This is a genomic window from Corynebacterium glucuronolyticum DSM 44120, assembly GCF_030440595.1.
Taxonomy (GTDB): Bacteria; Actinomycetota; Actinomycetes; order Mycobacteriales; family Mycobacteriaceae; genus Corynebacterium; species Corynebacterium glucuronolyticum.
In genome coordinates, this window is record NZ_CP047452.1 from 386,026 (window position 1) to 412,751 (window position 26,726).

The 26,726-nt window shown below is 61.4% G+C and carries 29 protein-coding genes; 22 read left to right on the forward strand and 7 right to left on the reverse strand.

Annotation, left to right across the window (positions count from 1 at the left end; translation table 11 throughout):
• Positions 1–3 precede the first annotated feature (3 nt).
• From CGLUCO_RS01800 to CGLUCO_RS01815, 4 genes are all read left to right on the forward strand, one after another.
• Positions 4–1,314, forward strand: a complete 1,311-nt coding sequence (locus CGLUCO_RS01800) for a DUF445 domain-containing protein (protein WP_034989227.1) — start codon at positions 4–6, stop codon at positions 1,312–1,314.
• Positions 1,315–1,317: 3 nt separating this feature from the next.
• Positions 1,318–1,467 carry a hypothetical protein gene (locus CGLUCO_RS01805; RefSeq protein ID WP_005390716.1) on the forward strand — a complete coding sequence of 50 codons (150 nt, stop codon included), beginning with the start codon at positions 1,318–1,320 and terminating at the stop codon, positions 1,465–1,467.
• Between the two features lie 5 nt (positions 1,468–1,472).
• Positions 1,473–1,754, forward strand: a complete 282-nt coding sequence (locus CGLUCO_RS01810) for a DUF2516 family protein (RefSeq protein WP_005390715.1) — start codon at positions 1,473–1,475, stop codon at positions 1,752–1,754.
• A 137-nt stretch (positions 1,755–1,891) separates the two neighbouring features.
• A complete protein-coding gene (locus CGLUCO_RS01815; protein ID WP_084036049.1) occupies positions 1,892–2,809 on the forward strand; it encodes a hypothetical protein in 918 nt (305 codons plus the stop codon).
• On the opposite strand, the gene CGLUCO_RS01820 is transcribed toward CGLUCO_RS01815, so the two are convergent.
• A complete protein-coding gene (locus CGLUCO_RS01820) occupies positions 2,789–3,367 on the reverse strand; it encodes a TetR/AcrR family transcriptional regulator (RefSeq protein ID WP_005390710.1) in 579 nt (192 codons plus the stop codon). The two genes, CGLUCO_RS01815 and CGLUCO_RS01820, sit on opposite strands and share 21 nt — an antisense overlap.
• A gap of 14 nt (positions 3,368–3,381) precedes the next feature.
• Between CGLUCO_RS01820 and CGLUCO_RS01825 the strand changes: the two genes are divergently transcribed.
• The gene (locus tag CGLUCO_RS01825; RefSeq protein WP_084036050.1) at positions 3,382–3,735 is read left to right on the forward strand and encodes a hypothetical protein; all 354 of its coding nucleotides are present in this window, start codon (positions 3,382–3,384) and stop codon (positions 3,733–3,735) included.
• Here CGLUCO_RS01825 and CGLUCO_RS01830 read toward each other — a convergent pair.
• Positions 3,722–4,489, reverse strand: a complete 768-nt coding sequence (locus CGLUCO_RS01830; protein ID WP_005394719.1) for an LmeA family phospholipid-binding protein — start codon at positions 4,487–4,489, stop codon at positions 3,722–3,724. The genes CGLUCO_RS01825 and CGLUCO_RS01830 overlap by 14 nt on opposite strands.
• Positions 4,489–4,980: a DUF2505 domain-containing protein gene (locus tag CGLUCO_RS01835; RefSeq protein ID WP_005390704.1), complete on the reverse strand. Its 492-nt coding sequence runs from the start codon at positions 4,978–4,980 to the stop codon at positions 4,489–4,491. Before CGLUCO_RS01835 ends, CGLUCO_RS01830 begins: the two co-directional genes overlap by 1 nt.
• Before the next feature lie 24 nt (positions 4,981–5,004).
• Between CGLUCO_RS01835 and CGLUCO_RS01840 the strand changes: the two genes are divergently transcribed.
• A complete protein-coding gene (locus tag CGLUCO_RS01840) occupies positions 5,005–6,048 on the forward strand; it encodes a UDP-N-acetylmuramate dehydrogenase (RefSeq protein WP_084036051.1) in 1,044 nt (347 codons plus the stop codon).
• Here CGLUCO_RS01840 and CGLUCO_RS01845 read toward each other — a convergent pair.
• Both CGLUCO_RS01845 and CGLUCO_RS01850 read right to left on the reverse strand, forming a co-directional pair.
• Positions 6,038–7,006, reverse strand: coding sequence for a lactate/malate family dehydrogenase (locus CGLUCO_RS01845; protein ID WP_084036052.1), 969 nt, complete (start codon positions 7,004–7,006; stop codon positions 6,038–6,040). The genes CGLUCO_RS01840 and CGLUCO_RS01845 overlap by 11 nt on opposite strands.
• 384 nt (positions 7,007–7,390) lie before the next feature.
• On the reverse strand, positions 7,391–9,097 hold the full coding sequence (locus CGLUCO_RS01850) for a long-chain-fatty-acid--CoA ligase (RefSeq protein WP_084036053.1): 1,707 nt from the start codon (positions 9,095–9,097) through the stop codon (positions 7,391–7,393).
• Positions 9,098–9,203: 106 nt separating this feature from the next.
• On the opposite strand from CGLUCO_RS01850, the gene mshA reads away from it, so the two are divergent.
• The 4 genes from mshA to CGLUCO_RS01870 are packed head-to-tail and all read left to right on the forward strand — an operon-like array spanning position 9,204 to position 13,196.
• On the forward strand, positions 9,204–10,487 hold the full coding sequence (gene mshA, locus CGLUCO_RS01855; RefSeq protein ID WP_198481441.1) for a D-inositol-3-phosphate glycosyltransferase: 1,284 nt from the start codon (positions 9,204–9,206) through the stop codon (positions 10,485–10,487).
• Between the two features lie 22 nt (positions 10,488–10,509).
• The gene (locus CGLUCO_RS01860) at positions 10,510–11,256 is read left to right on the forward strand and encodes a phosphoglyceromutase (RefSeq protein WP_084036055.1); all 747 of its coding nucleotides are present in this window, start codon (positions 10,510–10,512) and stop codon (positions 11,254–11,256) included.
• A gap of 3 nt (positions 11,257–11,259) precedes the next feature.
• Positions 11,260–12,504, forward strand: coding sequence for a sensor histidine kinase (locus CGLUCO_RS01865; protein WP_005394724.1), 1,245 nt, complete (start codon positions 11,260–11,262; stop codon positions 12,502–12,504).
• A gap of 8 nt (positions 12,505–12,512) precedes the next feature.
• On the forward strand, positions 12,513–13,196 hold the full coding sequence (locus tag CGLUCO_RS01870; RefSeq protein ID WP_084036056.1) for a winged helix-turn-helix domain-containing protein: 684 nt from the start codon (positions 12,513–12,515) through the stop codon (positions 13,194–13,196).
• A gap of 450 nt (positions 13,197–13,646) precedes the next feature.
• Here the strand turns inward: CGLUCO_RS01870 and CGLUCO_RS01875 are convergent, their stop codons facing one another.
• Positions 13,647–14,480: a DUF3109 family protein gene (locus CGLUCO_RS01875; RefSeq protein WP_005390684.1), complete on the reverse strand. Its 834-nt coding sequence runs from the start codon at positions 14,478–14,480 to the stop codon at positions 13,647–13,649.
• 32 nt (positions 14,481–14,512) lie between these two features.
• Here CGLUCO_RS01875 and CGLUCO_RS01880 point away from each other — a divergent pair, with 32 nt between their 5' ends.
• The 5 genes from CGLUCO_RS01880 (at position 14,513) to CGLUCO_RS01900 (ending at position 17,712) form a co-directional block, all read left to right on the forward strand.
• The gene (locus CGLUCO_RS01880) at positions 14,513–15,457 is read left to right on the forward strand and encodes a Ppx/GppA family phosphatase (protein ID WP_081446531.1); all 945 of its coding nucleotides are present in this window, start codon (positions 14,513–14,515) and stop codon (positions 15,455–15,457) included.
• Positions 15,454–16,344 carry an Rv0497 family membrane protein gene (locus CGLUCO_RS01885; RefSeq protein WP_084036057.1) on the forward strand — a complete coding sequence of 297 codons (891 nt, stop codon included), beginning with the start codon at positions 15,454–15,456 and terminating at the stop codon, positions 16,342–16,344. The genes CGLUCO_RS01880 and CGLUCO_RS01885 overlap by 4 nt, the downstream gene beginning before the upstream one ends.
• 2 nt (positions 16,345–16,346) lie before the next feature.
• Positions 16,347–17,120 carry a pyrroline-5-carboxylate reductase gene (gene proC, locus CGLUCO_RS01890; protein ID WP_084036058.1) on the forward strand — a complete coding sequence of 258 codons (774 nt, stop codon included), beginning with the start codon at positions 16,347–16,349 and terminating at the stop codon, positions 17,118–17,120.
• 139 nt (positions 17,121–17,259) lie between these two features.
• On the forward strand, positions 17,260–17,451 hold the full coding sequence (locus tag CGLUCO_RS01895; protein ID WP_005390677.1) for a helix-turn-helix domain-containing protein: 192 nt from the start codon (positions 17,260–17,262) through the stop codon (positions 17,449–17,451).
• Between the two features lie 159 nt (positions 17,452–17,610).
• Positions 17,611–17,712, forward strand: a complete 102-nt coding sequence (locus CGLUCO_RS01900; RefSeq protein ID WP_003855542.1) for a 30S ribosomal protein bS22 — start codon at positions 17,611–17,613, stop codon at positions 17,710–17,712.
• 46 nt (positions 17,713–17,758) lie between these two features.
• Here CGLUCO_RS01900 and CGLUCO_RS01905 read toward each other — a convergent pair whose 3' ends face one another.
• Positions 17,759–18,793, reverse strand: coding sequence for an HAD family hydrolase (locus CGLUCO_RS01905; RefSeq protein WP_084036059.1), 1,035 nt, complete (start codon positions 18,791–18,793; stop codon positions 17,759–17,761).
• Between the two features lie 120 nt (positions 18,794–18,913).
• On the opposite strand from CGLUCO_RS01905, the gene CGLUCO_RS01910 reads away from it, so the two are divergent.
• From CGLUCO_RS01910 to CGLUCO_RS01940, 7 genes are all read left to right on the forward strand, one after another.
• Positions 18,914–19,150 (forward strand): glutaredoxin family protein, encoded by a 237-nt coding sequence (locus tag CGLUCO_RS01910; protein WP_005390673.1) that lies wholly within the window; start codon positions 18,914–18,916, stop codon positions 19,148–19,150.
• A gap of 8 nt (positions 19,151–19,158) precedes the next feature.
• Complete coding sequence (locus tag CGLUCO_RS01915) at positions 19,159–20,472, forward strand: glutamyl-tRNA reductase (protein ID WP_084036060.1); 1,314 nt, start codon at positions 19,159–19,161, stop codon at positions 20,470–20,472.
• A complete protein-coding gene (gene hemC / locus CGLUCO_RS01920; protein WP_084036061.1) occupies positions 20,469–21,341 on the forward strand; it encodes a hydroxymethylbilane synthase in 873 nt (290 codons plus the stop codon). The genes CGLUCO_RS01915 and hemC overlap by 4 nt, the downstream gene beginning before the upstream one ends.
• A gap of 749 nt (positions 21,342–22,090) precedes the next feature.
• Complete coding sequence (locus CGLUCO_RS01925; RefSeq protein WP_084036069.1) at positions 22,091–23,152, forward strand: hypothetical protein; 1,062 nt, start codon at positions 22,091–22,093, stop codon at positions 23,150–23,152.
• A 360-nt stretch (positions 23,153–23,512) separates the two neighbouring features.
• The gene (locus CGLUCO_RS01930) at positions 23,513–25,216 is read left to right on the forward strand and encodes a uroporphyrinogen-III synthase (protein ID WP_084036062.1); all 1,704 of its coding nucleotides are present in this window, start codon (positions 23,513–23,515) and stop codon (positions 25,214–25,216) included.
• Between the two features lie 13 nt (positions 25,217–25,229).
• Positions 25,230–26,201: a porphobilinogen synthase gene (gene hemB, locus CGLUCO_RS01935; RefSeq protein ID WP_005390660.1), complete on the forward strand. Its 972-nt coding sequence runs from the start codon at positions 25,230–25,232 to the stop codon at positions 26,199–26,201.
• Entirely contained in the window at positions 26,198–26,725 is a 528-nt protein-coding gene (locus tag CGLUCO_RS01940; RefSeq protein WP_005390657.1) for a hypothetical protein, read from the forward strand. The genes hemB and CGLUCO_RS01940 overlap by 4 nt, the downstream gene beginning before the upstream one ends.
• The last annotated feature ends 1 nt before the right edge of the window (position 26,726 follow it).

Sequence of the window (26,726 nt, forward strand, 5' to 3'; positions counted from 1 at the left end):
TTCATGTCTACAATGGCCTATATGTCGAAACTTCCTGTCCCTGGCCCCTCGCCGGAGGTGGAGGCCGAACGTCGCCGCGCGCTGCGCGGTCACAAGGCTCTTGCCACCGGTTTGCTGCTCGTCGCCACCGTGATCTACCTCGTGTGCCGGTACGTCCAGGTCCGCACCGCTGCGGACGCGCCCGAGTGGATCGGCTTCGTCCGGGCTGCGGCGGAGGCGGGCATGATCGGTGGGCTCGCTGACTGGTTCGCCGTCACGGCCCTCTTCCGTCACCCGCTGGGGCTGAAGATTCCGCACACGGCGATTGTGAAGAACAAGAAGGATCAGCTGGGTGGGGCGCTTAGCCAGTTCGTGGGGGAGAACTTCCTCAACGCTGAGCTCATCGTGGCGAAGGTCCGCGAGGCGGGCATCCCCAACCGGATTGGCCAGTGGCTGGCGGATCCGGCCCATGCCCGCGCCGTTTCCCGCGAGGCCGGAACGCTCGGCGCGAAGGTGCTGCGCGAGGTGCCTAGGGAGGACGCGCAGGAGCTCATCCGCACGCTCGTCATTGATCGTGCCGCCGAACCGCAGTGGGCGCCGCCCATGGGCCGCGTCCTGCAGCAGCTCATCGACGACGGCAAAACGGAGCCGATCATCGAGGAGGTGGCTCAGTGGTTGCATCGCAAGACGTTGGAGTCCGAGTCACTCATCACAACGCTTATCGACGATCGGGCTCCTGCCTGGGCACCCGACTTCGCTAACCGTCTGGTTGGCGACAAGGTCTACCGCGAGGCGGTCAAATGGACGGCCGATGTGGCGCGCGATCGGTTCCACCCCGCCCGCGACGCGGTGCGTCGCGTCATCACCCAATTTGCCGTGGACCTACAAAGTGACGAGAAGACAATGGCGCGTATCGAGGATCTGAAGGAGGGAATCCTCGGTTCCACAGCGGTCAAGGAGATTCCTGTCGCCCTGTGGGAGCACGCCGTGGAGGCTCTCACGAGCGCCCTTACTGACGAGAAGTCCATCCTCCGTGTCCGCTTCGCTGAGTTCGTGCAGCGCCAGGGCGAGAACCTTCTCGACGATGCCGAGCGCCGCGCTCAGCTGGACGAGAAGATCCAGAAGGCGGCCCGCTTCCTTGCTGATAACTACGCGCCCGAAATCACCGCCATCATCTCCGAGACGGTTCAGCGCTGGGACGCGGAGGAAGCCAGTGACAAGATTGAGCTCATGGTGGGCAAGGATTTGCAGTATATTCGTCTTAACGGCACCATTGTTGGCGCCCTGGCAGGACTTGCCATCTACACTGTTTCCTACGTCCTATTTGGAGGCTAGACCATGAATGTGAATTCGATTATTGAGACACTCAAGCAGTTCGTCAGCAACCTGAACGTGCGCACTCGCGACTCCCGCACGCAGCTCATTGAGGACATCAAGCAGGCTTCCCAGGATACCGACTGGTCGAACCTAAAGAAGAAGGATAACTAGACTCTATGGCAACCGCTTTCACTATCTTCCACTACGTCATCAGGGGGCTCTTTTACGCGGTAGCGCTGGCCGGGGCCCTTGGCGTCCTGCAGTGCTTTACCACCCGCGAGGACGCGTTCCCTGCAGCAGACAGGAAGCCGAAGATGACGTGGGTAGCGATCCTTGCCGGTTCTACCCTCGCCCAGTTTCTGTACCAGATCCCCTTCATCGGCTGGATCGGCATGGTTGCTATCGGCATCTACTGGTTCGATGTCCGCCCGAGCATCAAGGACGTTCTTAGTTACTAAGGCAAGTAGCGGCCGTATTGCGAGGGACATTCCAGGTACTTACCGGTACTTCCCGTCCATGCGGGACGTGCCGGGCTGAACTGGTCAAACTGTGATTTGAGGAGCGCATCTACAATCCTGTTTTTACCAGGATCGGAATGAGCCAATTTGGTTTGTTGAGTGGCGACAAGCTAGTTATCGTTGACTCTGACTCAGGAGCAGTGAGTAAACGTGATGCCGGTATGGTTACAAGTGGCATGCAGCGTGGATTGACATCGGATGATGGTGCGTGGTCGCTGCTGATCGGGTATCCGCGTGCTGCAGGGGACAGCTTCACACTTACGGTTGGCACTCATGTGAGAACGGAACTTCTCCCGGGGCTGAGACAAGCATCGGCGGTCACCGTTGACGGAACAGCTCTAGGAGCTTTTAGAGTTAGCGAAGATAACGAGGATACGCTGTGTATTTATTCGTTTTCTCTCTCCTCAGATCTAAATCACGATTGTATCCAGCTAACTGAAGGGAAAAAGACAAGCATCCCCGTATTTTCCACTCATGCAGGCGAGCCGGAGCTCTTTTTGCTGTGGTTTACAGAAGATAACGCCGGCTGGAATGTGTATCGCCATGGAGGCGACGGATGGAAGCAGGTTAATGAGCAAGAGGGCTGGGACTATGATCACCAAAAGCACGGATACATAGCCCGCTGGTTTTCTCGGAATAGCCGCATCTACATGATCTCTACGGAGCCAGGCTATCTAGCATTCGACTTTCCCACTGAAAAGACCACAGATCCTAAGCTTCAGTACACCACACTAACTGACCTTGTTTCCGGCCCCCAAGTTTCGATGACGATGGTCGGGGGGATCCTTTCCTCTGTCTTCTATGGTGGAGAAGATGTCGGCGCCGGGCAGTACGTGGCCGCTGGTAACCTCGCCGATCCAACAAAACGAGTAGGCCCGTGGACGATTCCGCCAGAGCTTATGCAGGGGACAGGTTTCTCCTCGTACCAAACGGTCGATTCGCTCTTTTTTACCGACCAGGCGACTAAAGAAAAACTAGGCGCTACGCGACAGTGACATGAGGACGATGGTGGCGAAGCATGCGGTGACCTCGTCGCGTGGGGCGAGTTTGAAAAAGGCGAGACCAAGCGGGGAATCGGTTGAGACGGGAACACGGCCGATAGCGCGCAGCACGACGGTGGCTACGTGGTAGAGGGCCTCTTCCATCGCGTCCAGTGGCAGGTCAGTGAACTGACCACGGGCGACGGCAGCGATCATCTCCAGGTTGATGATCTGTGCGTCACCATCCAGCCCGGTGGCCGCCGCAGCGTTGCGCAACAGGGTGGCAAGCTTGTCGGCGTCGGAAAGCAGAGAGAAACTGGGAGTAAACCGGGAGATTGATTCGATCCAGCGGTCGTCGAGGGCGAGTGCACGGTCGGTGAGCCCGGTGAGGTGCTCGGTGAGGGTGGCGGACAGGAGCTCGTCGAGGCTTGTGAAATTGGAGTAAAACGCCCCCCGGGACAGCCCCGCCTCCGTGGTGATGCGGTCGATCCGGCAGCCGCCGATTCCCTGGCGGATGATCATGCGGCGGGTGGCTTCGTGCAGTCGCTTAATGGTCTCCGATCGGGTGCTCATTCTACTATTGTGCCATGCGTGAATTTTTAGACCCGCTTGCCCAGCCTGCCACCGACGAACCCGTCGCCGTTTTGCCCACCCACCTGCCACTGGAGGCGCCGACGGTGCGCTGCGTCGTGGGCTACCCCCTGGGGGCCTCCCAGACGCTTGTCAAGGCCGCTGAGGCGCGGTTGGCGGTGGTGATGGGGGCGACGGAGATCGAGTACGTCCCCCGCCGCGACTACCTTACCGACGAGTCCGCACTCCTCAGCGAGTTCATCGCGATCAAGGAGGCGGTAAGCGAGGAAATCCCCCTGGGCGTTCGAATCGCGCAGGGGGATGAGGCGGCGGCACGCACGTTGCCCGCCGCGTGGGTCACTGTTGCGTAGCGACACTCGGGTTGTCGCTGCTCACCGTTAGGTCTATCAGGCCATCTTTCACTTCTAGCTTGTCGACGCTCATCTGACCAGCCGCATCCTGTGCCGCCGAGGCCAGCGACTCCGAGATCGCGTCAACGATCTCCTGCGGCACCTCGAAGCCGAGCAACTCGGCGTTCGTGGCCGTAAACGAGAGATTGCCGTCGGCGGCCCGCGGCTCGAGGGTGAGGGTGGCGATGCCGTCGGCGAACTCAATGTCCACCGCCTGTGTTGCAGCCCGGCTCGTCACCCCACTGATGTGCAGGAACCGCTGGGCGAGAGCATCGCCGATGGTGCTGCCTGTTGACGGCGGGTTGTCCGCCATCTGGCGCTGAATTGTGGCCAGCAGGAACTCGTCGGGAAGCTCCACGTGGGCCACCATGTGCGCTGCACGCAGCACCTGCGGATCGGAGATATCCAGATCCGTCAGCGACACATCGGCAGCCGGTGCGCCACTAATCACCGGCGCATCCGCCCCGGAGCTGATCTGCAGCGTCGATGGCACCGACACATCGACATTGGGAACCGTCTTGGTCACCAGACTGAACAGTAGGGGAGTGGCACCGAACTCGATCGATGGCTTCTCCTGCACCGCTACTGGACTCTGCGCCTTCACGGACGTCTCCAGTTGATTGCCGATGTACCAACGCAGGCCAAACTCCGCCGCAGCCGCCAGAATGACAACCATGACGAGGAGACCCACCAGAGCCTTACCCAGTGACTTCATTACAGGTTGTCAGAAATCCACTGTCCGAGCAGATCGGCCTCAGCCTGCGTGGTCTGCTCCAGCGCCTCGGCCACCTTCGGCTCGATAGCAGCACCCATGAACGGGATCTTCACGTCGACGGTGTTGGAGTAGGTCAGCGTCGTCGTGTCACCCTCGCCGGAAACGGCGATATCCGCACCGAAATCAACCGGGGTGCCCTTGACATCGCTGTGGTAGCTGGCGGTGTTCTCGTCCTCCAGGTGGAAGGTGCGCTTGATCTTCAGATCCTGGCTGATCATGCCCTGAACAGCCTCCGGCAGCAGCGTCATTGGCATGACCTCGTAGAGGGCCACATCGACCTTGCCGTCCGCCTCGTTGAACTCGTGTACCTCACCGGGCTCGGTGGACAGGTTCTTGGTGTCAAAATCCCAGAACTCTTGGGTGCGCCATGCCTGGAGCACCTTTTCCTTGGAGTGGGGGATAGTTACGGTTACTTCATTTCGTGCAGTCATAAGCCTAAGACTACCGTTAAAGGTGTGTTTGATTCCACGCAGACTGCCGGCACCGAGCAAATCGACGTCACCTTCGCGGACCTAACCACCCTCCACGTTGGTGGTTCCCCGCGTGCAGCCTTCCGGTGCACCACCCAAAATGCCGTGGTGGAAGCGGTGGAGGCCCACCCCGATGCCCTCATCGTCGGTGGTGGCAGCAACCTCCTCGTCGCCGACGGCCCCCTCGACCTCACCGCCGTCATCATGGGGATGGACCGCGTCACCATCGACGGATCCACCGTCCGCGCGGAGGCGGGTGCCCGCTGGGACGACGTGGTGGCCACCACCGTCGCAGCAGGGCTCGGTGGAATCGAGTGCCTGAGCGGGATCCCCGGTTCCGCCGGGGCCACCCCCGTGCAAAACGTCGGCGCCTACGGGGCGGAAATCGCCGATGTCCTGCGCCGGGTGAAACTTTTTGACCGCCGCTCCGGTGAGGTCTCCTGGGTGGACGCGGAATCCCTCGACCTCGCCTACCGCTACTCCAACCTGAAATTCACCGGCCGCGCCGTCGTCCTGGAAATCGAACTGGAACTGTTTGCCGACGGCCTGTCCCACCCCCTGCGCTTTGGCCAGCTGGCTAAGAAGCTCGGCGCCTCCCTCGGCGGCGAGCGCCGCCCCGCCGCCGAGGTGCGCGAGGCCGTCCTCGAGCTGCGCCGCAGCAAGGGCATGGTCTACGACCCCGCCGACCACGACACGTGGAGCGCCGGCAGCTTCTTCACCAACCCCATCGTCACCAGCGCCGTCGCCGACCGGCTTCCCGACGATGCCCCCCGCTACCCCGCTGACGACGGCCAGGTGAAGCTCTCGGCAGCCTGGCTCATCGACAAGGTCGCGGGCTTTAACAAGGGGTTCCCCGGGGAAGACGCCGTTGCCCGGCTATCCACCAAGCACACGCTGGCGCTCACCAACCGCGGGAACGCCACCGCCGCAGACATCGTCGACCTTGCGCGCACCATCCGCGACGGCGTGTTCTCCAAGACGGGCATCGAGCTTCACCCCGAGCCCGTCTGGGTCGGCCTTAGTATGTAACCTGCGCATCCTTGATGGTCTGCTGGATGCTGGCGGCCGTCTTGGCCAGCGCCTCCTGCTCCCACTCGTTGAGAGACACCGCAAACCGCTTCTCGACGCCCTCCGCACCAATCACCGACGGGATAGACAGCGCCACATCGCCGTTGAACCCATACTCACCGCGGAGCGTGGAGCACACGGGCCACAGCGCCTTCTCGTCGAAAAGCACGGCACGCGCCAGGAGTACAGCAGACCGGGCGATCGCCGCATTGGTCCATCCCTTAGCGTTAAACACGTCGTAAGCAGCCGACACCACGGACTGCCCGATCTCCTCTGGATCAAGCTTCACGCCGAAGTGCTCCTTGAACTCGTCGGCGCGAATCCCACATGCGGTCAGCCGCGACAGCACGGGGAACGCGGACATGCCGTGCTCGCCCATCATGTAGCCCGACACGGTCTCCGGTGAAATCCCCAACCTATCAGCGACGATGCGCCGCAGACGCGACGAATCGAGCATCGTGCCCGTGCCGAAGCAACGCGGGTAGTCAAACTCGTTTTCCGCCAAGAAAACCATCGTGTCCAGCGGATTCGTGATGAAAATGAGGGCCGGATCGCGGGTAACGGCCGTCAGATCCGTCATCACCTGGCGGATTTCCTTCGCGTTCACGCTAGTCAGCTCCGTGCGGTCCGGCTGCGAACCCGTCCCGTCGGGAACCATTGACGGTCCCGCAGCACAGATGATGACATCCGCGTCCTTGCAGTCCTCGTAATCCCCGCTGCGCAGCTTCACACCGGGGTTACCTGGCAGCGCCGAGGCCTGGTGGTGATCCAGCGCCTCGCCGAACGCCACCCCCTTCTTCTTGTCGATGGTGACGATCTCCGCGAAAATCCCCGCGCGCACCGCCTCCGTCAACACCTGCGAGCCGACGTGCCCGAGTCCGATAATTACCAACCGTGGTCCATGTTTCGTATTTGCCATACCTTATCTTTACGCCTCGGGTGTCCTTCCCGCCGCGTTTTACCCCCACAAATCCCGCAGGGTGAGCACCGTTGTCCCTTCCGCGGCCCGACTGTTCCCGATGTTCGGGTGGGCGGTTGGGGTTGGGCCGTGTTTGTTACTTACGTGTCCCTTCCGCGGCCCGACTGTTCCCGATGCTCGGGTGGGTGGTTGGTGTTGGGCCGTGTTTGGTATCTACGGGTTCCTTTGTGTGGCCCGGTCGTCCCCGATGCTCGAGAGCTCGGAAGGCAACGGGCCGCAGAAGGGACCAGCACGCCCGGCGAGCAAACAAAATGCGGCCCACCAAACAGGTGGGCCGCATATAGGGAGCCGCATATAGGGGGGCCGCGAAGCCAAGCGCGAGAACTACAGGTTGTGGCGCTCGATGATCTGGTCGCGGACGTCGCGGCGGCGGATCTTGCCCATCATGTCACGGGGCATGTCCTCGAAGTGGAAGAACTTGCGCGGCACCTTGTAGCGGGTGAGCTGGGTGCGGCAGTATTCCTTGAGGCCTTCGGGGTCGAGGGCGGCACCCTCGTTGAGGGTGATGGCGGCGGTGACGATCTCCGAACCATCGCTGCGGGGCAGGCCCACGACGGCGACATCGTCGATATCGGGGTGGTTGCGGAGGACTTCTTCGACCTCAACCGGGTAGACGTTGAAGCCACCGGTGATGATGACCTCCTTGAGGCGAGAGACGATCTTGATGTAGCCCTCGTCGTCCATGACGCCGATGTCGCCGGTGCGGTACCAGCCGTCGACAAAGCTGGCCTCGGTGGCGTCTGGCTTGTTGAGGTAGTCCTTGAACACCTGGGGGCCCTTGGCCTGGATTTCGCCTTCCTCGCCGTCAGGGAGAACGCGGGATGGATCCTCGGTGTCGCAGATGCGGATGAGTGTGTCGGGGAAGGGGATGCCGATCCAACCGGGGCGACGGTTGCCGTCCATGGTGTTGCCGGTGAGGATGGGGGAGCACTCGGTGAGGCCGTAGCCTTCGACGAGGCGGCCGCCGGTGGCCTTTTCCCACCGTTCAACGAGGGAGACGGGCAGGGTGGAAGCGCCGGAGAAGGCGTTGGCGACACCGGAAATGTCCGTGCCGGTCTGCTCAGCGGCCTGCAGGATTTTCTCGTAGAGGGTGGGGACGCCGGGGACGAAGGTCGGCTTGTGCTTCTTCATCACCTGCATGATGAGCTTGAGATCCGGGGTGGGCAGGAGCACCATTTCAGAGCCACCATAGAAGGGGAGGGTGGCTGCGAAGGTCATGCCGTAGGCGTGGAAGAGCGGCAGAGCGGCGAGGATGCGCTCGTCCTCGTGGGGGAACCCGGGAACCCAGGCGGCACCCATGAGCACGTTCGAGTACAGGTTTCCGTGGGTGAGCTGTGCGCCCTTGGGCACGCCAGTGGTGCCGGAGGTGTAGAGGATGAGGGCGGCATCGTCTTTCTTCACCTCGGGGAATTCGAGGTCGGCGCCGTCGCCGCCGATAGCGGAGGAGCACAGGGCCTCCCAAGGAACCGTGTTGGGGGCGGAGCCGGTCATGCGCTCACGGGTCTTGCTCAGCGGGGGCAGCGGGATGCGCAGCGCGAGCTGCATGTAGCGAGGCATGGCGTTGATCATGTTGACGGAGATGATCGTCTCCAAGGGGGTGGTCTCACGCAGCTTCTCCAATGTTGAGCTGGTCTTGTCAAAGCTGATGGCGATGCGCGCGCCGTGGTCTTTGAAGGGCTCCTCGAGCTCGTGGGCAGTGTAGAGCGGGTTGTGTTCAACGACGGTGGCGCCGAGCTGCAGCACAGCGTGGAAGGCGATGATGTGCTGGGGGCAGTTCGGCATGCACAGGGCAACGCGGTCGCCCGGGCGGACGCCGAAGGCGCGGAGGCCGGCGGCTGCGCGGCGGACCTGCTTGTCCAGTTCGGCGAAGGTCATGGTGCGGCCGAAGAAATAGGTGGCCGGCTTGTCGGCGTTGCGCTTGAGGTTGTCCTGGTAGAGCGACGCGATGGTGGTATCACCGTAGTCGAGCTCATGTGGAGTCCAGGGGGCGTAATGCTTGAGCCACGCCTTCGTTTCGTATGCCTGAGACACGGGATGCTTCCTTCCGCTGGCTTAAAGATATGTTACGGCTTAGTAGAGTACACCCTACGATAAGAACTTTTTAAGGCAAAACCTTAGCGTCCGTACAATGGGGGGTATGCGTATTGCCATGATTTCCATGCACACGTCCCCCCTGATGCAGCCGGGAACGGGTGACGCAGGCGGGTTGAACGTCTACGTTATGTCCACGGCGAAGAAGCTGGCTGCCCATGGCGTGACGGTGGATATTTTCACCCGCGCGACGATCCCCAGTCAGGGTGAAATTGTGTGTGTGCAGGAGAATCTGCGGGTGATTAACGTGGTGGCGGGTCCCTATGAAGGGCTGGAGAAGGAGGATCTGCCGACGCAGTTGGCGGCCTTCGCCGGGGGGATCTTGAGCTTCACGCGCTGCAACAACATCAGCTACGACATCATTCACGCGCACTATTGGCTGTCCGGCCAGGTGGGGTGGTTGCTGCGGGATCTGTGGCGCGTGCCGCTCGTCTTTACCGCGCACACGCTCGCCGCGGTGAAGAACGCGCACCGCACGCTCGACGATACGAAGGAGTCGGAGGCGCGTCGCATCTGTGAACAGCAGATCATCGATAATGCCGAGGTCATTACCGCGAATACGGTGGAGGAGCGGGCTGATCTCGTCGCCCACTACGACGCGGACATGGATAAGGTTGTGGTAGTCAATCCGGGCGCGGATACAGAACTGTTTACGCCGGGGACTGGTCGGGCGACCGAAAAGGCGCGCCGCGAGCTGGGCCTGCCGCTGCAGGCGAAGGTAGTCGCGTTTGTTGGCCGGTTGCAGAAATTTAAGGGTCCGGATGTCCTGATTCGGGCATTGGCGGAGATCATTAAGCGTGATCCTGATTACACGCTCCGCGCCGTTTTGTGCGGTGGCCCGTCCGGCCAGAACGCAAACCCGCGGGAGTACGAGTCTCTCGTGGCTGACCTCGGGATTTCCCGCTATGTTCGGTTCACGCCCCCGCGCCCGCCAGAGGATCTCGTCCGCATCTATCAGGCCGCCGATATCGTTGCGGTTCCCAGTTACAACGAGTCTTTCGGCCTCGTTGCTCTCGAGGCGCAGGCCTCCGGCACCCCCGTCGTCGCAGCTCACGTGGGCGGTTTGCCCATCGCTGTCGCCGACGGCACGTCGGGGGTTCTGGTCGGCTCGCACGACCCCGCTGAGTGGGCCTCGGCCATCGATTCGTTGCTTGTCGACGATGAGGCCCGGATTAACATGGGTCAAAATGCTGTGGCCCATGCATCTCAATACTCCTGGTCAAAGACCGCTGAGCGACTCTACGACCTCTACAAGGAATACGTTGGTCGGGAGGTTGAGCGGTGCGTAGGCCGAGACGCGACCGGGGAACCGAGCGTCGACAAGCAATAAAAGTCATGGCAAACTGAGGAGTATGACTCAAGGAAAATTGATCTTGCTCCGCCACGGGCAGAGCGAATGGAACGCATCCAACCAGTTCACCGGCTGGGTCGACGTGGCCCTGACCGAAAAGGGTCGCGCCGAGGCTAAGCGCGGCGGCGAGCTCCTCAAGGAAAAGGACATCCTTCCCGACGTCCTCTATACCTCCCTCCTGCGTCGCGCCATCCAGACGGCGAACATCGCCCTCGACGAGGCCGACCGCCTGTGGATCCCCGTTACCCGCGACTGGCGCCTCAACGAGCGCCACTACGGTGCCCTGCAGGGCCTGAACAAGGCCGACACCAAGGAGAAGTACGGCGACGAGAAGTTCATGACGTGGCGCCGCTCCTACGGCACCCCGCCGCCGGAGCTCGACGATAACAACGAGTACTCGCAGGCACACGACCCGCGCTACGCCAACCTCGACCAGGTTCCGCGTACCGAGTGCCTGAAGGACGTTGTTGCCCGCTTCATACCGTACTTCAAGGAGGAAATCCTCCCGCAGGCTCTCACCGGCAAGAACGTACTCATCGCCGCCCACGGTAACTCCCTGCGTGCGCTGGTGAAGTACCTCGATAACATCTCCGACGAGGACATCGCTGGACTCAACATCCCGACTGGTATCCCGCTGGTCTACGAGCTCAACGAGGACGGCTCCGTGGCCAACCCCGGCGGCACCTACCTCGACCCCGAGGCTGCCGAAGCTGGCGCAAAGGCAGTCGCCAACCAGGGCAACAAGTAAATCTTGTCCTACATCTTCACCTTCATCGCCGGTATTATCGTCACCCTCATCGGGCTGGCGGTTTACCGGGCAGGTGAGGCCATTGCGCGCCGGACACGAATCGCCCGGACGCTCAGTGAACCGCGAGTCACCACCGTGAGCCAGGTGCTGCACCTCGCGATCCAGGGTGCGCCCGTGGGCGTGGCCATTGTGGACGCCAACCGCGAGGTTGTCCTCTCCAACGCCTCCGCCCACACCATGGGACTCATCCACGAACGCCGCGTGGCCCAGGAAATTTGGGACCTTGCCCAAGATGTCCTCGCGGACAAAGAAGAGCACAGTCTTGATCTGCGCGCGCCGCGCAGAGCAGGGAAGAGCCGTGTCACCGATATTCGCGTCGTTGTCGCGCCACTGACGCTCACCGACGACCGCTTCGTCATCGTCTACGCCACCGATCAGTCCGAGGCCGTGCGCATGGAGCACGCCCGGCGCGATTTCGTGGCCAACGTTTCGCATGAGCTGAAGACCCCCGTCGGCGGCATCGCCTTGCTGGCAGAAGCGCTCCTGGAATCCATCGACGACCCCGAATCCGTCGATTACTTTGGCGAAAAACTCTACGGCGAATCACGCCGCCTCGGCGATATGATCACCGAACTTATTTCACTTTCTAAGCTGCAGGGGGCAGAGGCACTGCCCGACCTTACCCCCGTTCTCGTCGACGACGTTGTCGACGAAGCCATCAACCGCACCACCGTCCAGGCCGAAAACGCCAGCATCCGCCTCAACCGCGGCGTGCGCACCGGCGTCTACGTGCTTGGCGATTTCAACCTTCTCGTCACCGCCGTGACCAACCTCATCGCCAACGCAATTAACTATTCACCTGCAGAAACGCCGGTTACCGTCACGCAGAAGGTGGTCTCCGCTGACATCATCCACATCCGCGTCACCGACCGCGGCATCGGCATCTCCACGGAGGACCAGCAGCGCGTGTTTGAGCGCTTCTTCCGCGTGGACAAAGCCCGCTCCCGCTCCACCGGCGGCACAGGTTTAGGCTTAGCGATTGTTAAGCATGTTGCAGCAAATCATGGGGGAACGGTTAAACTATGGTCTAGGCCCTCCACGGGGTCGACCTTTACCATTGAACTGCCCATCTACCGTCCCGGCGAGGAGAAGGAAGAGCTTCCACATCCCGCCAGGAAACAGGATGTGAACAGGACTATCGATTCCCGCGGGCTACGTGGAAGCGACGACAAAGTAAGGAAGCAGTAGGAAAGATTATGGCAACAGTGCTCATCGTAGAGGACGAATTATCGCTCGCTGAGCCTCTCGCCTTCCTCCTCAAAAAAGAGGGTTTCGACGCGATCATCGCCACCGATGGGCGGACCGCACTCGTTGAATTCAACAAGAACGACATCGACCTCGTTCTCCTCGATCTCATGCTCCCCGGCATGAGCGGCACCGATGTCTGCCGCCGACTCCGCCAGGTCTCTACCGTCCCCGTCATCATGGTGACCGCCCGCGACACCGAACTAGACAAGGTTCTGGGGCTCGAGCTCGGTGCAGACGACTACGTGACCAAACCCTACTCCTCCCGCGAACTCATCGCCCGCATCCGCGCCGTCCTCCGCCGCGGCGGTGATTCCGACGGCGCCGCCGCCGACCAAATCCTCGAAGGTGGCCGCGTCTCCCTCGACGTCGAGCGCCACATCGTCACCGTCGACGGCCAGCAGGTCGCCATGCCACTCAAGGAATTCGACCTTCTCGAGTACCTCCTCCGCAACGCGGGCCGCGTCCTCACCCGTGGCCAACTCATCGACCGCGTCTGGGGTGCCGACTATGTTGGCGACACCAAGACCCTCGATGTCCACGTCAAGCGCCTCCGCTCCAAGATCGAGGCCGAGCCCAGCCACCCCACCCAGCTGGTAACCGTCCGCGGCCTGGGCTACAAGTTCGAGGCCTAGGAGGCCTCTCCGGCTGTGAGGCCCGGGCCGGGTCCCTTAACTGCGTAATTGGTGCTGTTTTGGGGGTATTTGTTGGGTTAGCGTTCCCGGGGTTTGGTGTGGTGCCGGGTGTATGTCGGGCCGGACCCCGTAACTGCATAATTGGTGCTGTTTTGGGGGTATTTGTTGGGTTAGCGTTCCTGGGGTTTGGTGTGGTGCCGGGTGTATGTCGGGCCGGAACCCGTAACTGCATAATTGGTTCTGTTTTGGGGGTATTTGTTGGGTTAGCGTTCCTCGGGGTTTGGTGTGGTGCCGGGTGTATGTCGGGCCGGGTCCCGTAACTGCGTAATTGGTGCTGTTTTGGGGGTATTTGTTGGGTTAGCGTTCCCGGGGGTTGGTGTGGTGCCGGGTGTATGTCGGGCCGGACCCCGTAACTGCGTAATTGGTGCTGATTTCGGGGTAATTGTGCAGTTAGCGTTCCCCGGATTCACGCCCCGGAACCCGGTTGGCGCTTGCGGGGTGGAAGGCGGTGGGGGTGCCGCGGGATTTCATGAAGTCGGCGAGGAGGGCGTAGACCTTTTCACCACACATGGTGATGAGCTCGCTCTTGGCGGTCTTCCACAGGGGCTCGGCGGCGTTGTGGCAGGCAGGGTTCGTGGTGCAGTACCAGGTGAAGTCCTCGCCGCCGTCGCCCCAGCCGCGGCGGATGTACTCGGTGATGGTGGTGTGGAGGATCTCAGAGCCGTCGGCGCGGTCCTCGTAGTCCTCGAGTCGGCGCAGGGGGAGCTGCCAGCAGACTTCGGGTTTGACCTGGACAGGGTCGAGGCCGTTGTTGAGGGCGTGGAGGTGGAGGGCGCAGCCGGCGCCGCCGGGGAAGGAGGCGGAGTTGGCGAAGATGCACATGCCGTCGACGACGGCGGTTTTGGGGTTGGGCTCGTCGTCGATTTCGTCCCATTCCATCCAGCCCTCAGGCTCATCGGTGTATTTCTCCCACTCGGAGCGGGTGAGCTGTGGGACAAGGGCGGTTAGGTTGCGGCGCTCGGCGGCGTCGACAAGAAAGGCTCCGTGGGGGCAGCAACCGTGGGACGGAGTGTCATCGATGCCTTGGCAGGTGGTGCCGTAGCCACATTGGTAGTAGGAGGCGAGCCAGGTGACGTCGAAGGTGAACAGGTGAAAAGGGTCGTCGGGGTTGTAGACCTCGAACCATTCGCGTGGGAAGTCGGGGTTCAACTCGGTGCCGTTTTCGATTGACGTAGCGGCGTTCGTTCCGTCCGGATAACCCAAAAAAACCGTGGTGTTGTTCACGCTGCCACCATAGACCGTCTACCCTTAGTGGTGTGCGATTAGGTGTTTTAGATGTCGGAAGTAACACAGTCCACCTTGTGGCTATTGATGCCAGGGTGGGCGGGCATCCGACGCCCATGAGCGACTGGAAAGCCACGATGAAGTTGGTGGAGTACCTGGATAAGGACGGTGCCATCAACGCCAAGGGTGTAAACAAGCTGCTCAGGGGCGTGAACGAGGCGAAGGAGCTGGCGGAGCAGTTGGGCTGCGACGAGCTTCTGCCTATTGCTACGTCGGCGATTCGCAGCGCCACCAACTCCGAGAAGATTCTTGACGAGGTGGAAAAGGAGACAGGTATCCGGCTGCAGATCCTCTCCGGCGTGGACGAGGCTCGACTGACGTTTCTGGCGGTTCGGCGCTGGTACGGCTGGTCCGCGGGTCGCATTACAAACCTTGACATCGGTGGTGGCTCCCTCGAGCTGACTACCGGCACCGACGAGGAGCCTGACCTGGCGTTCTCCCTGGATCTTGGCGCGGGCCGTCTGACGCACACGTGGTTTGAGACGGATCCGCCGTCCCAAAAAAAGATCGGGATCCTCCGCGATTACATCGATGCCGAACTGGCTGAGCCGGCGCGGAAGCTGCGGGCGTGCGGCGAGGTTGATCTTGCGGTGGCGACATCGAAGACCTTCCGCAGTCTTGCTCGGCTTACCGGTGCGGCTCCATCGTCGGCTGGTCCGCGGGTGAAAAGGACGCTGACCGCGGCCGGATTGCGCCAGGTCATCGCGTTCATTTCGCGGATGACTGCGGCGGATCGTGCGGAGCTGGAGGGGATCTCCTCTGACCGGTCGCATCAGATCGTTGCCGGTGCGCTCGTGGCAGAAGCCTCAATGCGTGCTTTAGGATTAGAGCAGATGGAAATTTGTCCCTGGGCGTTGCGAGAAGGTGTTATTCTCCGAAGAATCGACAGCGGACTGAAAGCGGAAGAAGAGAAATGAGCGAAGAACAACTGACAGTAGCTGAGCTGCTAGCCAGGTCCGGGAAATCGTCTTCAGGATCGGGCTCCCGCCGGCGTCGCCGTCGCAGCCTGGAAGAGGGTGGCATTTCCGTTGCTGAGTTCACCGGGTCGATCCCGCGCGTGACGGAGAAGCCGGAAGATGCCCGCCATACCACCTCGCCGATCGATTCCACCGCGGACAAGGCCGAGCAGGAGCCCCAGCAGGAAGCCACGAAGCCCGCGACCAAAAAGCCCGCTACGCCCGAGGTTACGCAGCCGGAAGACGCAAAACCCCAGGCTAAGCAACCCGAGGCCACGAAGCCTAAGCGGGAGTCCCGCGACGATGACACGATGGTTCTCCGAGTGTTCACCGATGGTGAGTCCGCGCCGCTGACCACCGGCTCGTTCCCGGCAGTCCCGCAGCAGGCAGCGCAAAAGTCTGAGTCGCACACCCCCACCCAGGAAGCGGACGCAACCTCCGTCCTGCCCAAAGTCGTGGTGGAGGACGAGGACGAGCCCGCAGATATCGCGGAGGAAGATGACTTTTTCCCGGAGGATGACGAAGATATCGAGGGCTTCGATGATGCCGACGACGCGTACTATGACGACGAGGTTGCTGAGGAGGACGAGAAGCCTTCCATCGCCAGCATCGTTGTGACGGCCATCGTCGCGTTCATTATAGGTGTGCTCGTGTTCTACGCGTTCATGTCGCTGTGGGCCTCCTCGCTCATGCCGCTCATCGTCATCGTCGCAGCCCTGGTGGTGACGGTGGCGATCGGTGTGGCCGTGCACTCGCTCAAGACGGGCAAGGACACACTGACCACCGTTTTGGCCACGGTGACGGGCTTGGTTCTCACGTTCGGCCCGGCGGTGATTACGGGCCTGTGACGATGATTGCGGTGTACGGCGGTGGCACGATCGGTGAGGCGCTGACCGCAGGGCTGGTCGCTGCGGGCCACACGGATGTGACGGTGATCAACCGACGCGCGGAGCGGTCCGCGTATTTCCGCGAGACGTACGGCGTGCGCTCCTCGGAGGAGCCTGCGGATGGGGCGGCGGATATCGTGTTCATTGCCGTGAAACCGTACGCGGTGACGGAGGTCCTCCGTGGGCTTGCACCACACCTGGCAGAGGGTGCCACGGTGGTGTCTTTGGCTGCTGGGGTGACGCTTGCGCAGCTGGCAGAGGCCGCGCCGGGTGCGCAGGTGATCCGTGTCATGCCGAACACGCCGATGCTTGCGCGCATGGGGATGTGTGCGATCGCGCCGGCCCCGGGGGTGGATACCGCTGCGGTGGAGGAGCTGCTGCAGGCGGTGGGGGAGACGGTTGTCGTTGAGGAAAAGGATATGGACGCGGTCACGGCGTTGTCTGGTTCCTCACCCGCCTACGTCTATCTGTTTGCTGAGGCGCTTGTCGACGCCGGGGTCGCCCGTGGTCTGTCCCGCACCGTCGCCTCGAAGCTGGCTATTCAATCCATCCGCGGCGCCGGTGAGATGCTGGCGGGAACCAAAACTCCGACGCAGCTGCGCTACGATGTCACCTCACCCGGTGGGACGACTGCTGCGGCACTGCGCGCGCTGGAAGACGGTGGCTTAAGGAGTGCTGTATTTTCTGCAGTAGACGCCTGTGCGGAACGAAATCGCGAGCTTGGAAAACCCGACTGACCTGGGAAACAAAAATTTTTCTCCATTTGAGTCGCATGAGTAACATTATTCACGGTAAGCTTAACTAAGCACTTGCGTGACGATCATCTGCAGGAGGGGAAGCCTGCGGCGCGCAAATGCGACGAAGGGTTAAATAAAAATGGCACAAGAAGATAAGGGAGCGTTCCTCACCGTAGCGGAAGTTGCGGAGATCATGCGCGTTTCTAAGATGACTGTGTACCGTCTCGTCCACGCAGGCGAGCTGCCGGCCGTGCGCGTGGGACGTTCGTTCCGAGTGAACGAGAAGGCTGTCTCTGACTACCTGGAGGCATCCACATACGAAGTCGGATAGTCCCCGATTTTGGTGAACTCCTGTTGCAGGCGCTATGATGTTGCCGTTCGTGTCTTACACATTTTGTGACGCAGTTCGGCCCGAGAAGGCGCATGCGACTGCGTGAGGCACTAGAAAGCTACAACAAGCCAAGTAAAAATAAGTGAGGTTGAAAGCCCTATGGGTTCCGTAATCAAGAAGCGTCGTAAGCGCATGTCCAAGAAGAAGCACCGCAAGATGCTCCGCCGTACCCGCGTCCAGCGCAGGAAGCTCGGCAAGTAAAAACTTGGAACGTGGGCTTTCAGCTCACTTGCATGGAGCCGCCGGATTATTTCCGGTGGCTTTTTGCTTGCACGGACCAGCCCGCGCCGGCCACGAGCGCGACGACGGCTGCGGGCAGGCCGACGCGGAGCGCGAGCTTGCGAATGGAGCGGTAATCCCGCACCTCCCAGCCGCGCCGCTTGGCCTCGCGGCGCAGCGCCACATCGGGGTTGATGGCCACGGCGGTTCCCGTCATGGAGAGCATGGGGATGTCATTGATGGAATCGGAGTAGGCGGTGCAGCGACTGAGGTCGAGCCCCTCAATCGTCGACAAGGCTGCCACGGCGTGCGACTTACCGGGCCCGTGGAGGATATCGCCGACGAGCCTGCCGGTGAATGTGCCGTCTTTCACCTCTGCCACCGTCCCGAGGGCACCGGTCATGCCGTAGCGCTTGGCAATAATCTGCGCGAGCTGCACGGGAGTTGCGGTAACAAGCCACACCTGGTGGCCAGCCGCCAGGTGCATGGCCGCGAGCTCCGACGTCTCGGGCCAGATCTTGGCGGGGATGTTCTCGTCCACGATGTCCTCGCATAGGGCGACGAGCTCGTCTACATCCCGGCCTTTGATAAATTCCATCGCCTGCTCGCGCCCCTTAGCCATGTCGGCCTTGCTCTCCGAGCCGCGGATGCGGAACTTGAGCTGCTTCCATACAAAGGGGAGGAGATCGCGGGTGGAGAAATAGTGGCGCTTCGCCAGCCCGATGGCGAACATGATGAGCGATGCCCCCTGAATGAGGGTGTTATCCACGTCGAAGAATGCTGCCACGCCCTCCTGTTGGGGGACATCGGGGTCTGGGGCGGACACGTGGTGGGCGCCTGCGGCCTCGTAGGCACCGCTGACAGCGTCAACACCCTGCGAATAGGCGTCGAGTCCAAGCCCAAAGGCAGATTGCACTGCGGCCTCAGCGGCGGCCTCGCCGGCGGCTTCCTGTGCCTGCTCGTCGAGCGGTGGCAGCGCCGTATCTTCGAAGAAACGCCGGAGATTTCCGTGGGAGATAGTCCACGCTGTAAGAATCTCGTTGGGTGAGTGTGACGATGCCACGGGCGGTACGTTTAGACCTTTCTACGAAGTAACAGGTATGTTACATCGTAGGCATATTTAACTAATAGCGCATGATTTAGTGGGGTTGGTGTGAGTACGAACACGGCGCATGACGTGACGATGATGGTGCGATCTACGTGCGGTTCGTGCGCCCGTGTGGAGCGGCAGATCCGTCCCATTTGCGAAAAATACGGCGCCACACTGACAACCGTCGACGTTGATTCGGACCAGGAAAAGGTTATGGAGTACGGTGATCGGGTACCGGTTATCCTTATCGATGGTGATGAGTTCGCCTGCTGGGAAGTAGACAACGAGGATCTCGTCGAGGCGCTTAGTAGACCGCAAGGTGTGAGGTGAATTAAAACGTGAGTGTTCTAGTGGTGGGAATGTCCCATCGGGTGGCACCCGTTCATGTCCTGGAACAGGTCTCCATGGGCGAAGATAAGAGGGACCGTACGGCGGCACGGCTGATGCAGTGCCCGTCCCTTAGCGAGGTGCTGCTCCTATCCACGTGTAACCGAGTGGAGGTGTACAGCGTCACCAACAGCTTTCACTCCGGTGTCAACGAGATTGTCGACGTCCTCTCAGCAACCTCCGGCCTCAACGCCGACGAGCTCCGCGAGCACCTCTACGTCCGCTACGCCGATGCCGCCGCCGAGCACATGCTCGCCGTGGCCAGCGGGCTCGATTCCATGGTGCTCGGGGAGCAGCAGATTATCGGCCAGGTGCGCACCGCCTACCAGGCCGCCAGCGACAACGGCACCGTCGGCCCGACGCTGCACGCGCTGGCCCAGGCCGCTCTCCACACCGGCAAACGTGTCCACAGTGAGACCGGCATCGACGAAACGGGTGCCTCAATGGTCACCTTCGCCCTCGACAAGGTTGCGGAGTCACTTGACAGCGACTCGTTTAAGGGGCACCGCGCGCTCGTCCTCGGCGCCGGTGCAATGAGCTCGCTTGCTGCTACACACCTGGGTAAGCGGGGCATCGATGAGCTCGTCATTGCCAACCGCACCTTCGATCGCGCAGAGCGGCTCGCCCAGCACTCCCGCGAGGCAGGCGTACCCGCGCACGCCGTGGAATTCCCCGAGCGCATCAAGGCCTACAACGACGTGGACATCATCGTCTCGGCCACCGGCGCCCACGACTACACCGTCAAGGCCCCCGACATCACCGGCCACACCCCCGTCTTCGTGGATCTGTCCATGCCGCGCGACATCGACCCGAATGTCCCCGGCACGCTCATCAACATTGAATCCCTGCGCCAGTCCGAGCGGGAGGAATCCCGTGAGGTGGAGGAGATCGCCAAACGGATCCTCCGCGAGGAGCTCGACGCCTTCACCTCCGCCCAGCGTGTCCGCGACGTGGCACCAGCCCTGTCCGCACTGCGCAGCATGGCAGCGGGGATCGTGGCCAAGGAGATGGAGCGGTTCGACAACCGCGTGGAAACCGATCCAGAGACCCACCGTGAGGTGGCGAAGACCGTCCAACGGGTCGTCGACAAGCTTCTACACCAGCCGACCGTCCAGGTGAAAGCCCTGGCAGCCAACTCCGGAACGATCACCTACGACAACGCCCTGCAGCAGCTCTTCGGGCTCCCGGCAACCCCCGTGTCCACCGACGTGGCCAAGCTGCCCACCAGCGCAACCATGGACAAGGCAACAAAGGAGAACAAGTGACTCTACGCATCGGCACACGAGGCTCGAAACTCGCCACCACCCAGGCGGGACACGTCCGCGACGCGCTCATCCGTGCAGGCTACGATGCTGAGCTGACCATCATCACCACACCTGGCGATAAGAACCTCTCGCCCGTGCAAAAAATCGGCGTCGGCGTATTCACCCAGGCGCTGCGCGAGGCCATGGAACGCGACGAAATCGACATCGCCGTCCACTCCTGCAAAGACCTCCCCACCGGCCAGCCCGAGGGCCTGACCACCATCTACCCCGTGCGTGAGACCCCGTGCGAGGCGCTCATCGCCCGCGACGGCCTCACCCTCGACCAGCTGCCTGAAGGCGCCAAGGTTGGCACCGGCGCGCCCCGCCGCATCTCCCAGCTCAAGGCGCTGCGCCCCGACCTCGACATCCGCCCTCTGCGCGGCAACGTGGACACCCGCATGGGCAAAGTCACCTCCGGTGAACTCGATGCCGTCATCCTCGCCCACGCCGGCCTCACCCGCATCGGCCGCGGCGACGAGGCAACCCAGGTCTTCGACCCCACCTACCTCATGCCCGCCCCCGCGCAGGGCATCCTTGCCGTCGAGTCCCGCACCCACGTTGACGCCATCTCCACGCTTATCGACGACCACGCCACCCTGTCTGCTCAAGCCGAACGCGCCGTGCTCTCCACCCTCCAGGCCGGATGCACCGCGCCGCTGGCCGCCTACTCGACGGTCTCCGGCGACGAGATCACCCTCACCGCCGGCGCCTTCGCCCTCGACGGCTCCAAGCAGATCGTGGAAACCGCCACCGGCACCGACCCCGTCGCGTTGGGCACGACGGTGGCCGAGAAACTCCGCGCCCGCGGTGCCGAGGAGATCATCCGCTAACGCCTTTGCCCTTTTGCGGCCCATCCGTTTCCATCCTGCGTGTGCTTGGTGGCGGTTGGGCCGCTTTCGGGCGTGGCGGCGTTTGTTTTGCGGCCCGTCTGTTTCCATCCTGCGTGTGCGGGGAACCGGTTGGGCCGCATTTGGGCGTGGCGGTGTCTCTTTTGCGGCCCGTCTGTTTCCATCTTGCGTGTGTCGGGAACCGGTTGGGCCGCATTTGGGCGTGGCGGTGTCTCTTTTGCGGCCCATCCGTTTCCATCTTGCGTGTGTGGGGAACCGGTTGGGCCGCATTTGGGCGTGGCGGTGTCTCTTTTGCGGCCCATCCGTTTCCATCCTGCGTGTGTGGGGAACCGGTTGGGCCGCATTTGGGCGTCGCGGCGTTCCTTTTGCAGCCCATCCGTGTCTGAAACCCGGGTGTTTGCACAAGGATGGGCCGCTTTCACTCAGGGGGTAATACACGCTAACGGGAGTCCCCTTTCAGCGTGAAATTCCTCAGAGACATGTTGTGGGCTGTGTCGAATCTGTAATATTTTCCTTAGACATTCATGGAAGCAGCAGGGTGATGTCTGACGGAAAAGAGCGACGGTGCTATGAAAGCTCAAATAGTGGAACGACGACGACTAGTGATCCGCTTTTTTGGGATATGTGTGGTGCTTTTAGGGCTACTCGTTCTGTGGGGTTGTAGTGCTCACGAGCCGACAGACCCGAGAGTAGAGCGGAGCGCGGAATCAAAAAATATTCCCCTCCTCCCCATGGATGTCGCAGTATTCGGTGCTGCTACGCCCGCAATGGATTATTCGGCTAAAGATGTGTGGTTTCTCTCAAATGAAAAAGGCGAATACAAAGTAACAGAAAGGGAGCAGATTTATCCTCCGACCTTTGTCAGGGGCGTGGAGGACACGTTCGCCATTATGCAAGAGGGAAATCTCCTTTTGGTGAACAGAAACGGTGAGACCGTCGCTTCACTGCCATCAGGGATGGACTCGTGGGGCATGCTCAGAGGAACTCGATCCGAGGACGGTCGCTATGTGGCCATGCTTACCTACTCTGATGATGCCGATGCTGCTCTCGTATTAAGTGATGGGCAGCAGGCTAAAGCCCAACCTCATCCCCTTGAAGTAGGGGGCATGTATATATCCAACGATGGGACCGTTTTTACTGCCACTCAAACCACGACATTAGACTCGTCGGACCGTTCCAACGAGTTTTGCATACGGTGGTTTTCATTAGACACAGAGATGGAATCGCAGTGTCTCTCCATGGCCGAAGGGCGCAATTTTAGCTTTGCAGTCGTTGGACTGATAGATAGAGAACCGTGGACACTCGTGTATTGGTATTCCGATGATGATTCTGGTTTTAGCCTTTACAAATTTCGTGATGGCACGTGGGAGTTTGACCGGGAGCTGGAAGGGATGAAGATCGATCCACGTGAGACTGGATATATTGAGAGGGAGATGTACTACAGGGGCAGTGTGTATCTGCTCACGGATAAGCCCAGCATCATACGTTTCGCATTTCCTGATGGGAACACCACCAGTGTGAACATGGATTTCCAGGATTTGAGTGACCTCATGACTGGGACGATGATCTCCTCGACGATCGACAACAACATTGTTAGCCTCATTTTCTATCGCGACAAGAATCTTGTGGCGGGGCAATATGTGAGTTCATTCAACGTTGAAGACCCGTCAAAGAGAGTTGGGCCGTGGGAGATTCCGCCGGAAGTAGTGGATTCAGGTGAGCCAAGTGTTCGTGCAGTTTATACGCTTTTCATCACCGACGAGAAAACTCGCTCGATGTTAGGGGCAGAATAGGGGCGGTGCGTGCCTCCGCTGACGTCTTTGAGTTGAACGGCAGAACAATCGCAGAAGCCGTGACATACGTATCTGTGCTGGTGCCAGTCCTGAAAGGCGGAGCAGCAGGCGTGATAGCCAGCGGCGACTAAGCGCTGTTTTCTATTTTCGTATGTTTTGAATTATCCTTTATTACCACATGCCCTCCTGGGAGGTTTGCAGAGGGTTCGGTTTTTGTTAGCCGGGCCAGTTCATTGCAGCGCGCAGGCAGGGCGTTTCCCTGGTTAGGGCGAAATGCGCACACGTGTTATAGGCACAGGCGAGAGTCGGCCGGGAAATGGTTGAGAAAGACGGACGAAGAGAAAGCAAAGATAGCGTTTTATGGCAGGCGAAGAAGGCTCCAAGGTCGATGCATTGACGGAGTCTGCCCCGGAGAAGGGGCGGATTACCTTCGTCGGTGCTGGTCCAGGCAACCCTGACCTGCTCACGGTCACTGCGCGCAACGTGCTGGCGAACACTGCCTATGCCCTCGTTGAGCCGTCGGTTTCTGACGGCGTAACCGCGGTAATCGGGGCTGAGTTGCCCGTGCCGCCGCAGAAGAAAAAGGAGGCCGAGGAGGCCTACGAAAAGCTGTGTGCGGAGGCGAAGGCAGGGGGCGCACGCCGTCGCCCGCCGCGGCCGGCACCGCCAACGGCAGCAGAGATTACACAGATGCCCGCAGCGGACCCGGATAAGTCCGCCGATTGGCTGAAGCAGAAGTCGGATGAGGGGATCGACGTGGTGCGGGTTGTCAATGGCAATCCGCTGTCCAACCCGGCGGTTCTCGCGGAGATCAACACCGTGACGGAGCGTGGCCTCGATTTCCACATCGTGCCGGGAATGAGTCTCCCGGCGACGGTGCCGATGTTCGCGGGTATCACGCTGGACTCGAATTATACAAAGGTGGATCTCACCCGCGATGAGCAGGTGAATTGGAAGGGTCTGGCATCCGCGCCGCAGCCACTGGTGCTGCAGGCGGAGGCCGAGCACCTGCCCACCATTTCTGAGAAGCTGCAGGCAGAGGGGCTGCCGAGCGTGACACCGGCGACGGTGACCGTGCACGGCACCACGCGCCTGCAGCGCACGCACGACACGACGCTCGCGAACCTCGGCAAGCTCGACGGTGACCTGCCGGGCGAACTCGTCGTCACGTTGGGCAAGGGCGTCGATGACCGCACGAAATACTCCTGGTGGGAGTCTCGCCCGCTGTACGGCTGGCGCGTCCTCGTGCCGCGTTCGAAGGAGCAGGCCGGCCCGATGTCGGCACGCCTTGCGTCCCACGGCGCGATCCCGCAGGAGGTGCCCACGATTTCTGTGGAGCCGCCGCGCAACCCCGCGCAGATGGATCGAGCGATCAAGGGCATCGTTGAGGGCCGCTACGAGTGGGTTGTTCTCACCAGCGTCAACGCAGTGAAGGCCCTGTGGCGCAAGGTGACCGCGTTCGGTCTGGATGCGCGCAGCTTCGCGGGCGTGAAGTTCGCTGCTGTGGGTGCCAAGACGGCCGAGAAGATTGCCTCCCTGGGCATCACGCCGGAGCTCATGCCGTCGGCGCGGAAGCAGAACGCGCACGGCTTGGTCGAAGTATTTCCGGAGTACGACGAGGACATCGACCCCGTCGGCCGCGTCTTCATGCCGCGCGCCGATATTGCGACGGACGTCGTGGCCGAGGGCCTGCGCGGTCTGGGCTGGGAAGTGGACGATATCACCGCCTACCGCACGGTTCGCGCCGCGCCGCCGAGCGTGGAAATCCGTGACATGATCAAGTCCGGTGGCTTTGACGCTGTCTGTTTCACCAGTTCTTCCACGGTGAAGAACCTGGTGGGCATCGCCGGCAAGCCGCATTCCCGCACGATCATCGCCTGCATCGGCCCGGCCACCGCCGCCACCGCCAAGGAGATGGGGCTGCGCGTCGATGTTGTTCCGGAGACCGCGTCCATCGTCTCGCTTGTCGACGCGCTAGCTGACCACGTGGCTGGTCTTCGTGCTGCGGGTACGCTCCCCGCGCCGAGGAAGAAGCGTCGGACTCGCAAGAAGAACACGCAATAGTAGGGTAGGGGGCATGACTAAGCTGACGTTTCGTCCCCGACGCCTTCGCGTAAACCCCGCCATGCGGGAGCTGACAGCGGAGACGCATCTCCACCGTTCTGACCTGATTTACCCGATGTTCGTGGCCGAGGGAATCGACTCCCCACAGGAGATCTCCTCCATGCCCGGGCAGTACCAGCACACGCTTGACTCCCTGGTGAAAGCCGTCGAAGAGGCGGCTAACGCCGGCGTGCTCTGCGTCGACCTGTTCGGCATTCCCACCCACAAGGATGCCACCGGCTCCCAGGCGTGGGCGGAAGACGGAATCCTCAACAAGGGCGTTGCCCGGCTGCGCCAGGAGTTCGGCGACGATGTCCTCGTCATGGCCGATACCTGCCTCGACGAGTTCACCGACCACGGCCACTGTGGCGTGGTGACGGAGGATGGACGCGTCGACAACGATCCGACGGTGGAGCTCTACCAGAAGATGGCGGTCTCCCAGGCGCGCGCCGGCGCCCACATCGTCAGCCCCTCGGGCATGATGGACGGCCAGATCAGCGCGATCCGCGATGCTCTCGATGAGAACGGCTTCGAGGACGTCGCTATCATGGCCTACTCGGCCAAGTACGCCTCTGCGTTCTACGGCCCGTTCCGTGAGGCCGTGGACTCTTCGCTCAAGGGCGACCGCAAGACCTACCAGCAGGATCCGCGCAACTTCCGCGAGTCCATCAAGGAAGTGGAACTGGATATCGCCGAGGGCGCGGATATGGTCATGGTGAAGCCGGGCCTGCCGTACCTCGACGTTCTTGCAGCTGTTGCTGAAATGTCCACCGTTCCCGTGGCGAGCTACCAGGTCTCCGGCGAATACGCGATGATCGAGGCTGCGGCGGCCAATGGCTGGATCGACCGCGATAGGATCATTATGGAATCCTTGTCTTCCATCAAGCGCGCAGGCGCAGATCAGATTCTCACATACTACGCAGTAGAGGTAGCAAAGAAACTGTGACAACCACCGACGAGCAGACCATCCCCGCTACCGTAACGCTCGCGTTGCGGTGCTGGGCGGTGTTAGCCGGCGCAAAGTTCTTGGCACTCGTGTTCCAGGGCGTTGCCGGCCTGTACCCGCAATCCGCAGCACGGGAGACGCTAGGGGAGAACATCCCCGAGGGCATCGATCCTGCGGTTTATGCCAAGTTGGCTGGATTCACGGGTCTGGTTCTCAATTCCGCTTTTGGCTTGCTCTTCGCTGGGCTCATCGGCTTCTTCGCCTACCGGGTATGGCAGGGCAAGAAGCAGGCGTTTTCTGCTAATTTCACCCTCCAGCTGTTCAGCGGCATCCTCATCATCGACGCAGCGATGGGGATCACCGTCGCCACGGCGTTGGGTGTTCCCACATGGTTGACGCTGGCTATCGGCTGGGTGCAGATTCTCATCCTTGTCTCTGCGGTGATGGGCATCTACTTCAGCACTCGACATGACACGCGGACGTGGGTGGAAGCCCACCGCGAAATAGAGCAGAGGAGGCGATAAC

Coding starts and splice junctions, on each gene's coding strand:
- CGLUCO_RS01800 (WP_034989227.1), top strand. CDS start 4: ATGTCTACAATGGCCTATATGTCGAAACTTCCTGTCCCTGGCCCCTCG.
- CGLUCO_RS01805 (WP_005390716.1), top strand. CDS start 1,318: ATGAATGTGAATTCGATTATTGAGACACTCAAGCAGTTCGTCAGCAAC.
- CGLUCO_RS01810 (WP_005390715.1), top strand. CDS start 1,473: ATGGCAACCGCTTTCACTATCTTCCACTACGTCATCAGGGGGCTCTTT.
- CGLUCO_RS01815 (WP_084036049.1), top strand. CDS start 1,892: ATGAGCCAATTTGGTTTGTTGAGTGGCGACAAGCTAGTTATCGTTGAC.
- CGLUCO_RS01820 (WP_005390710.1), bottom strand. CDS start 3,367: ATGAGCACCCGATCGGAGACCATTAAGCGACTGCACGAAGCCACCCGC.
- CGLUCO_RS01825 (WP_084036050.1), top strand. CDS start 3,382: ATGCGTGAATTTTTAGACCCGCTTGCCCAGCCTGCCACCGACGAACCC.
- CGLUCO_RS01830 (WP_005394719.1), bottom strand. CDS start 4,489: ATGAAGTCACTGGGTAAGGCTCTGGTGGGTCTCCTCGTCATGGTTGTC.
- CGLUCO_RS01835 (WP_005390704.1), bottom strand. CDS start 4,980: ATGACTGCACGAAATGAAGTAACCGTAACTATCCCCCACTCCAAGGAA.
- CGLUCO_RS01845 (WP_084036052.1), bottom strand. CDS start 7,006: ATGGCAAATACGAAACATGGACCACGGTTGGTAATTATCGGACTCGGG.
- mshA (WP_198481441.1), top strand. CDS start 9,204: ATGCGTATTGCCATGATTTCCATGCACACGTCCCCCCTGATGCAGCCG.
- CGLUCO_RS01860 (WP_084036055.1), top strand. CDS start 10,510: ATGACTCAAGGAAAATTGATCTTGCTCCGCCACGGGCAGAGCGAATGG.
- CGLUCO_RS01870 (WP_084036056.1), top strand. CDS start 12,513: ATGGCAACAGTGCTCATCGTAGAGGACGAATTATCGCTCGCTGAGCCT.
- CGLUCO_RS01885 (WP_084036057.1), top strand. CDS start 15,454: ATGAGCGAAGAACAACTGACAGTAGCTGAGCTGCTAGCCAGGTCCGGG.
- proC (WP_084036058.1), top strand. CDS start 16,347: ATGATTGCGGTGTACGGCGGTGGCACGATCGGTGAGGCGCTGACCGCA.
- CGLUCO_RS01895 (WP_005390677.1), top strand. CDS start 17,260: ATGGCACAAGAAGATAAGGGAGCGTTCCTCACCGTAGCGGAAGTTGCG.
- CGLUCO_RS01900 (WP_003855542.1), top strand. CDS start 17,611: ATGGGTTCCGTAATCAAGAAGCGTCGTAAGCGCATGTCCAAGAAGAAG.
- CGLUCO_RS01910 (WP_005390673.1), top strand. CDS start 18,914: ATGATGGTGCGATCTACGTGCGGTTCGTGCGCCCGTGTGGAGCGGCAG.
- CGLUCO_RS01925 (WP_084036069.1), top strand. CDS start 22,091: ATGGATGTCGCAGTATTCGGTGCTGCTACGCCCGCAATGGATTATTCG.
- CGLUCO_RS01930 (WP_084036062.1), top strand. CDS start 23,513: ATGGCAGGCGAAGAAGGCTCCAAGGTCGATGCATTGACGGAGTCTGCC.
- hemB (WP_005390660.1), top strand. CDS start 25,230: ATGACTAAGCTGACGTTTCGTCCCCGACGCCTTCGCGTAAACCCCGCC.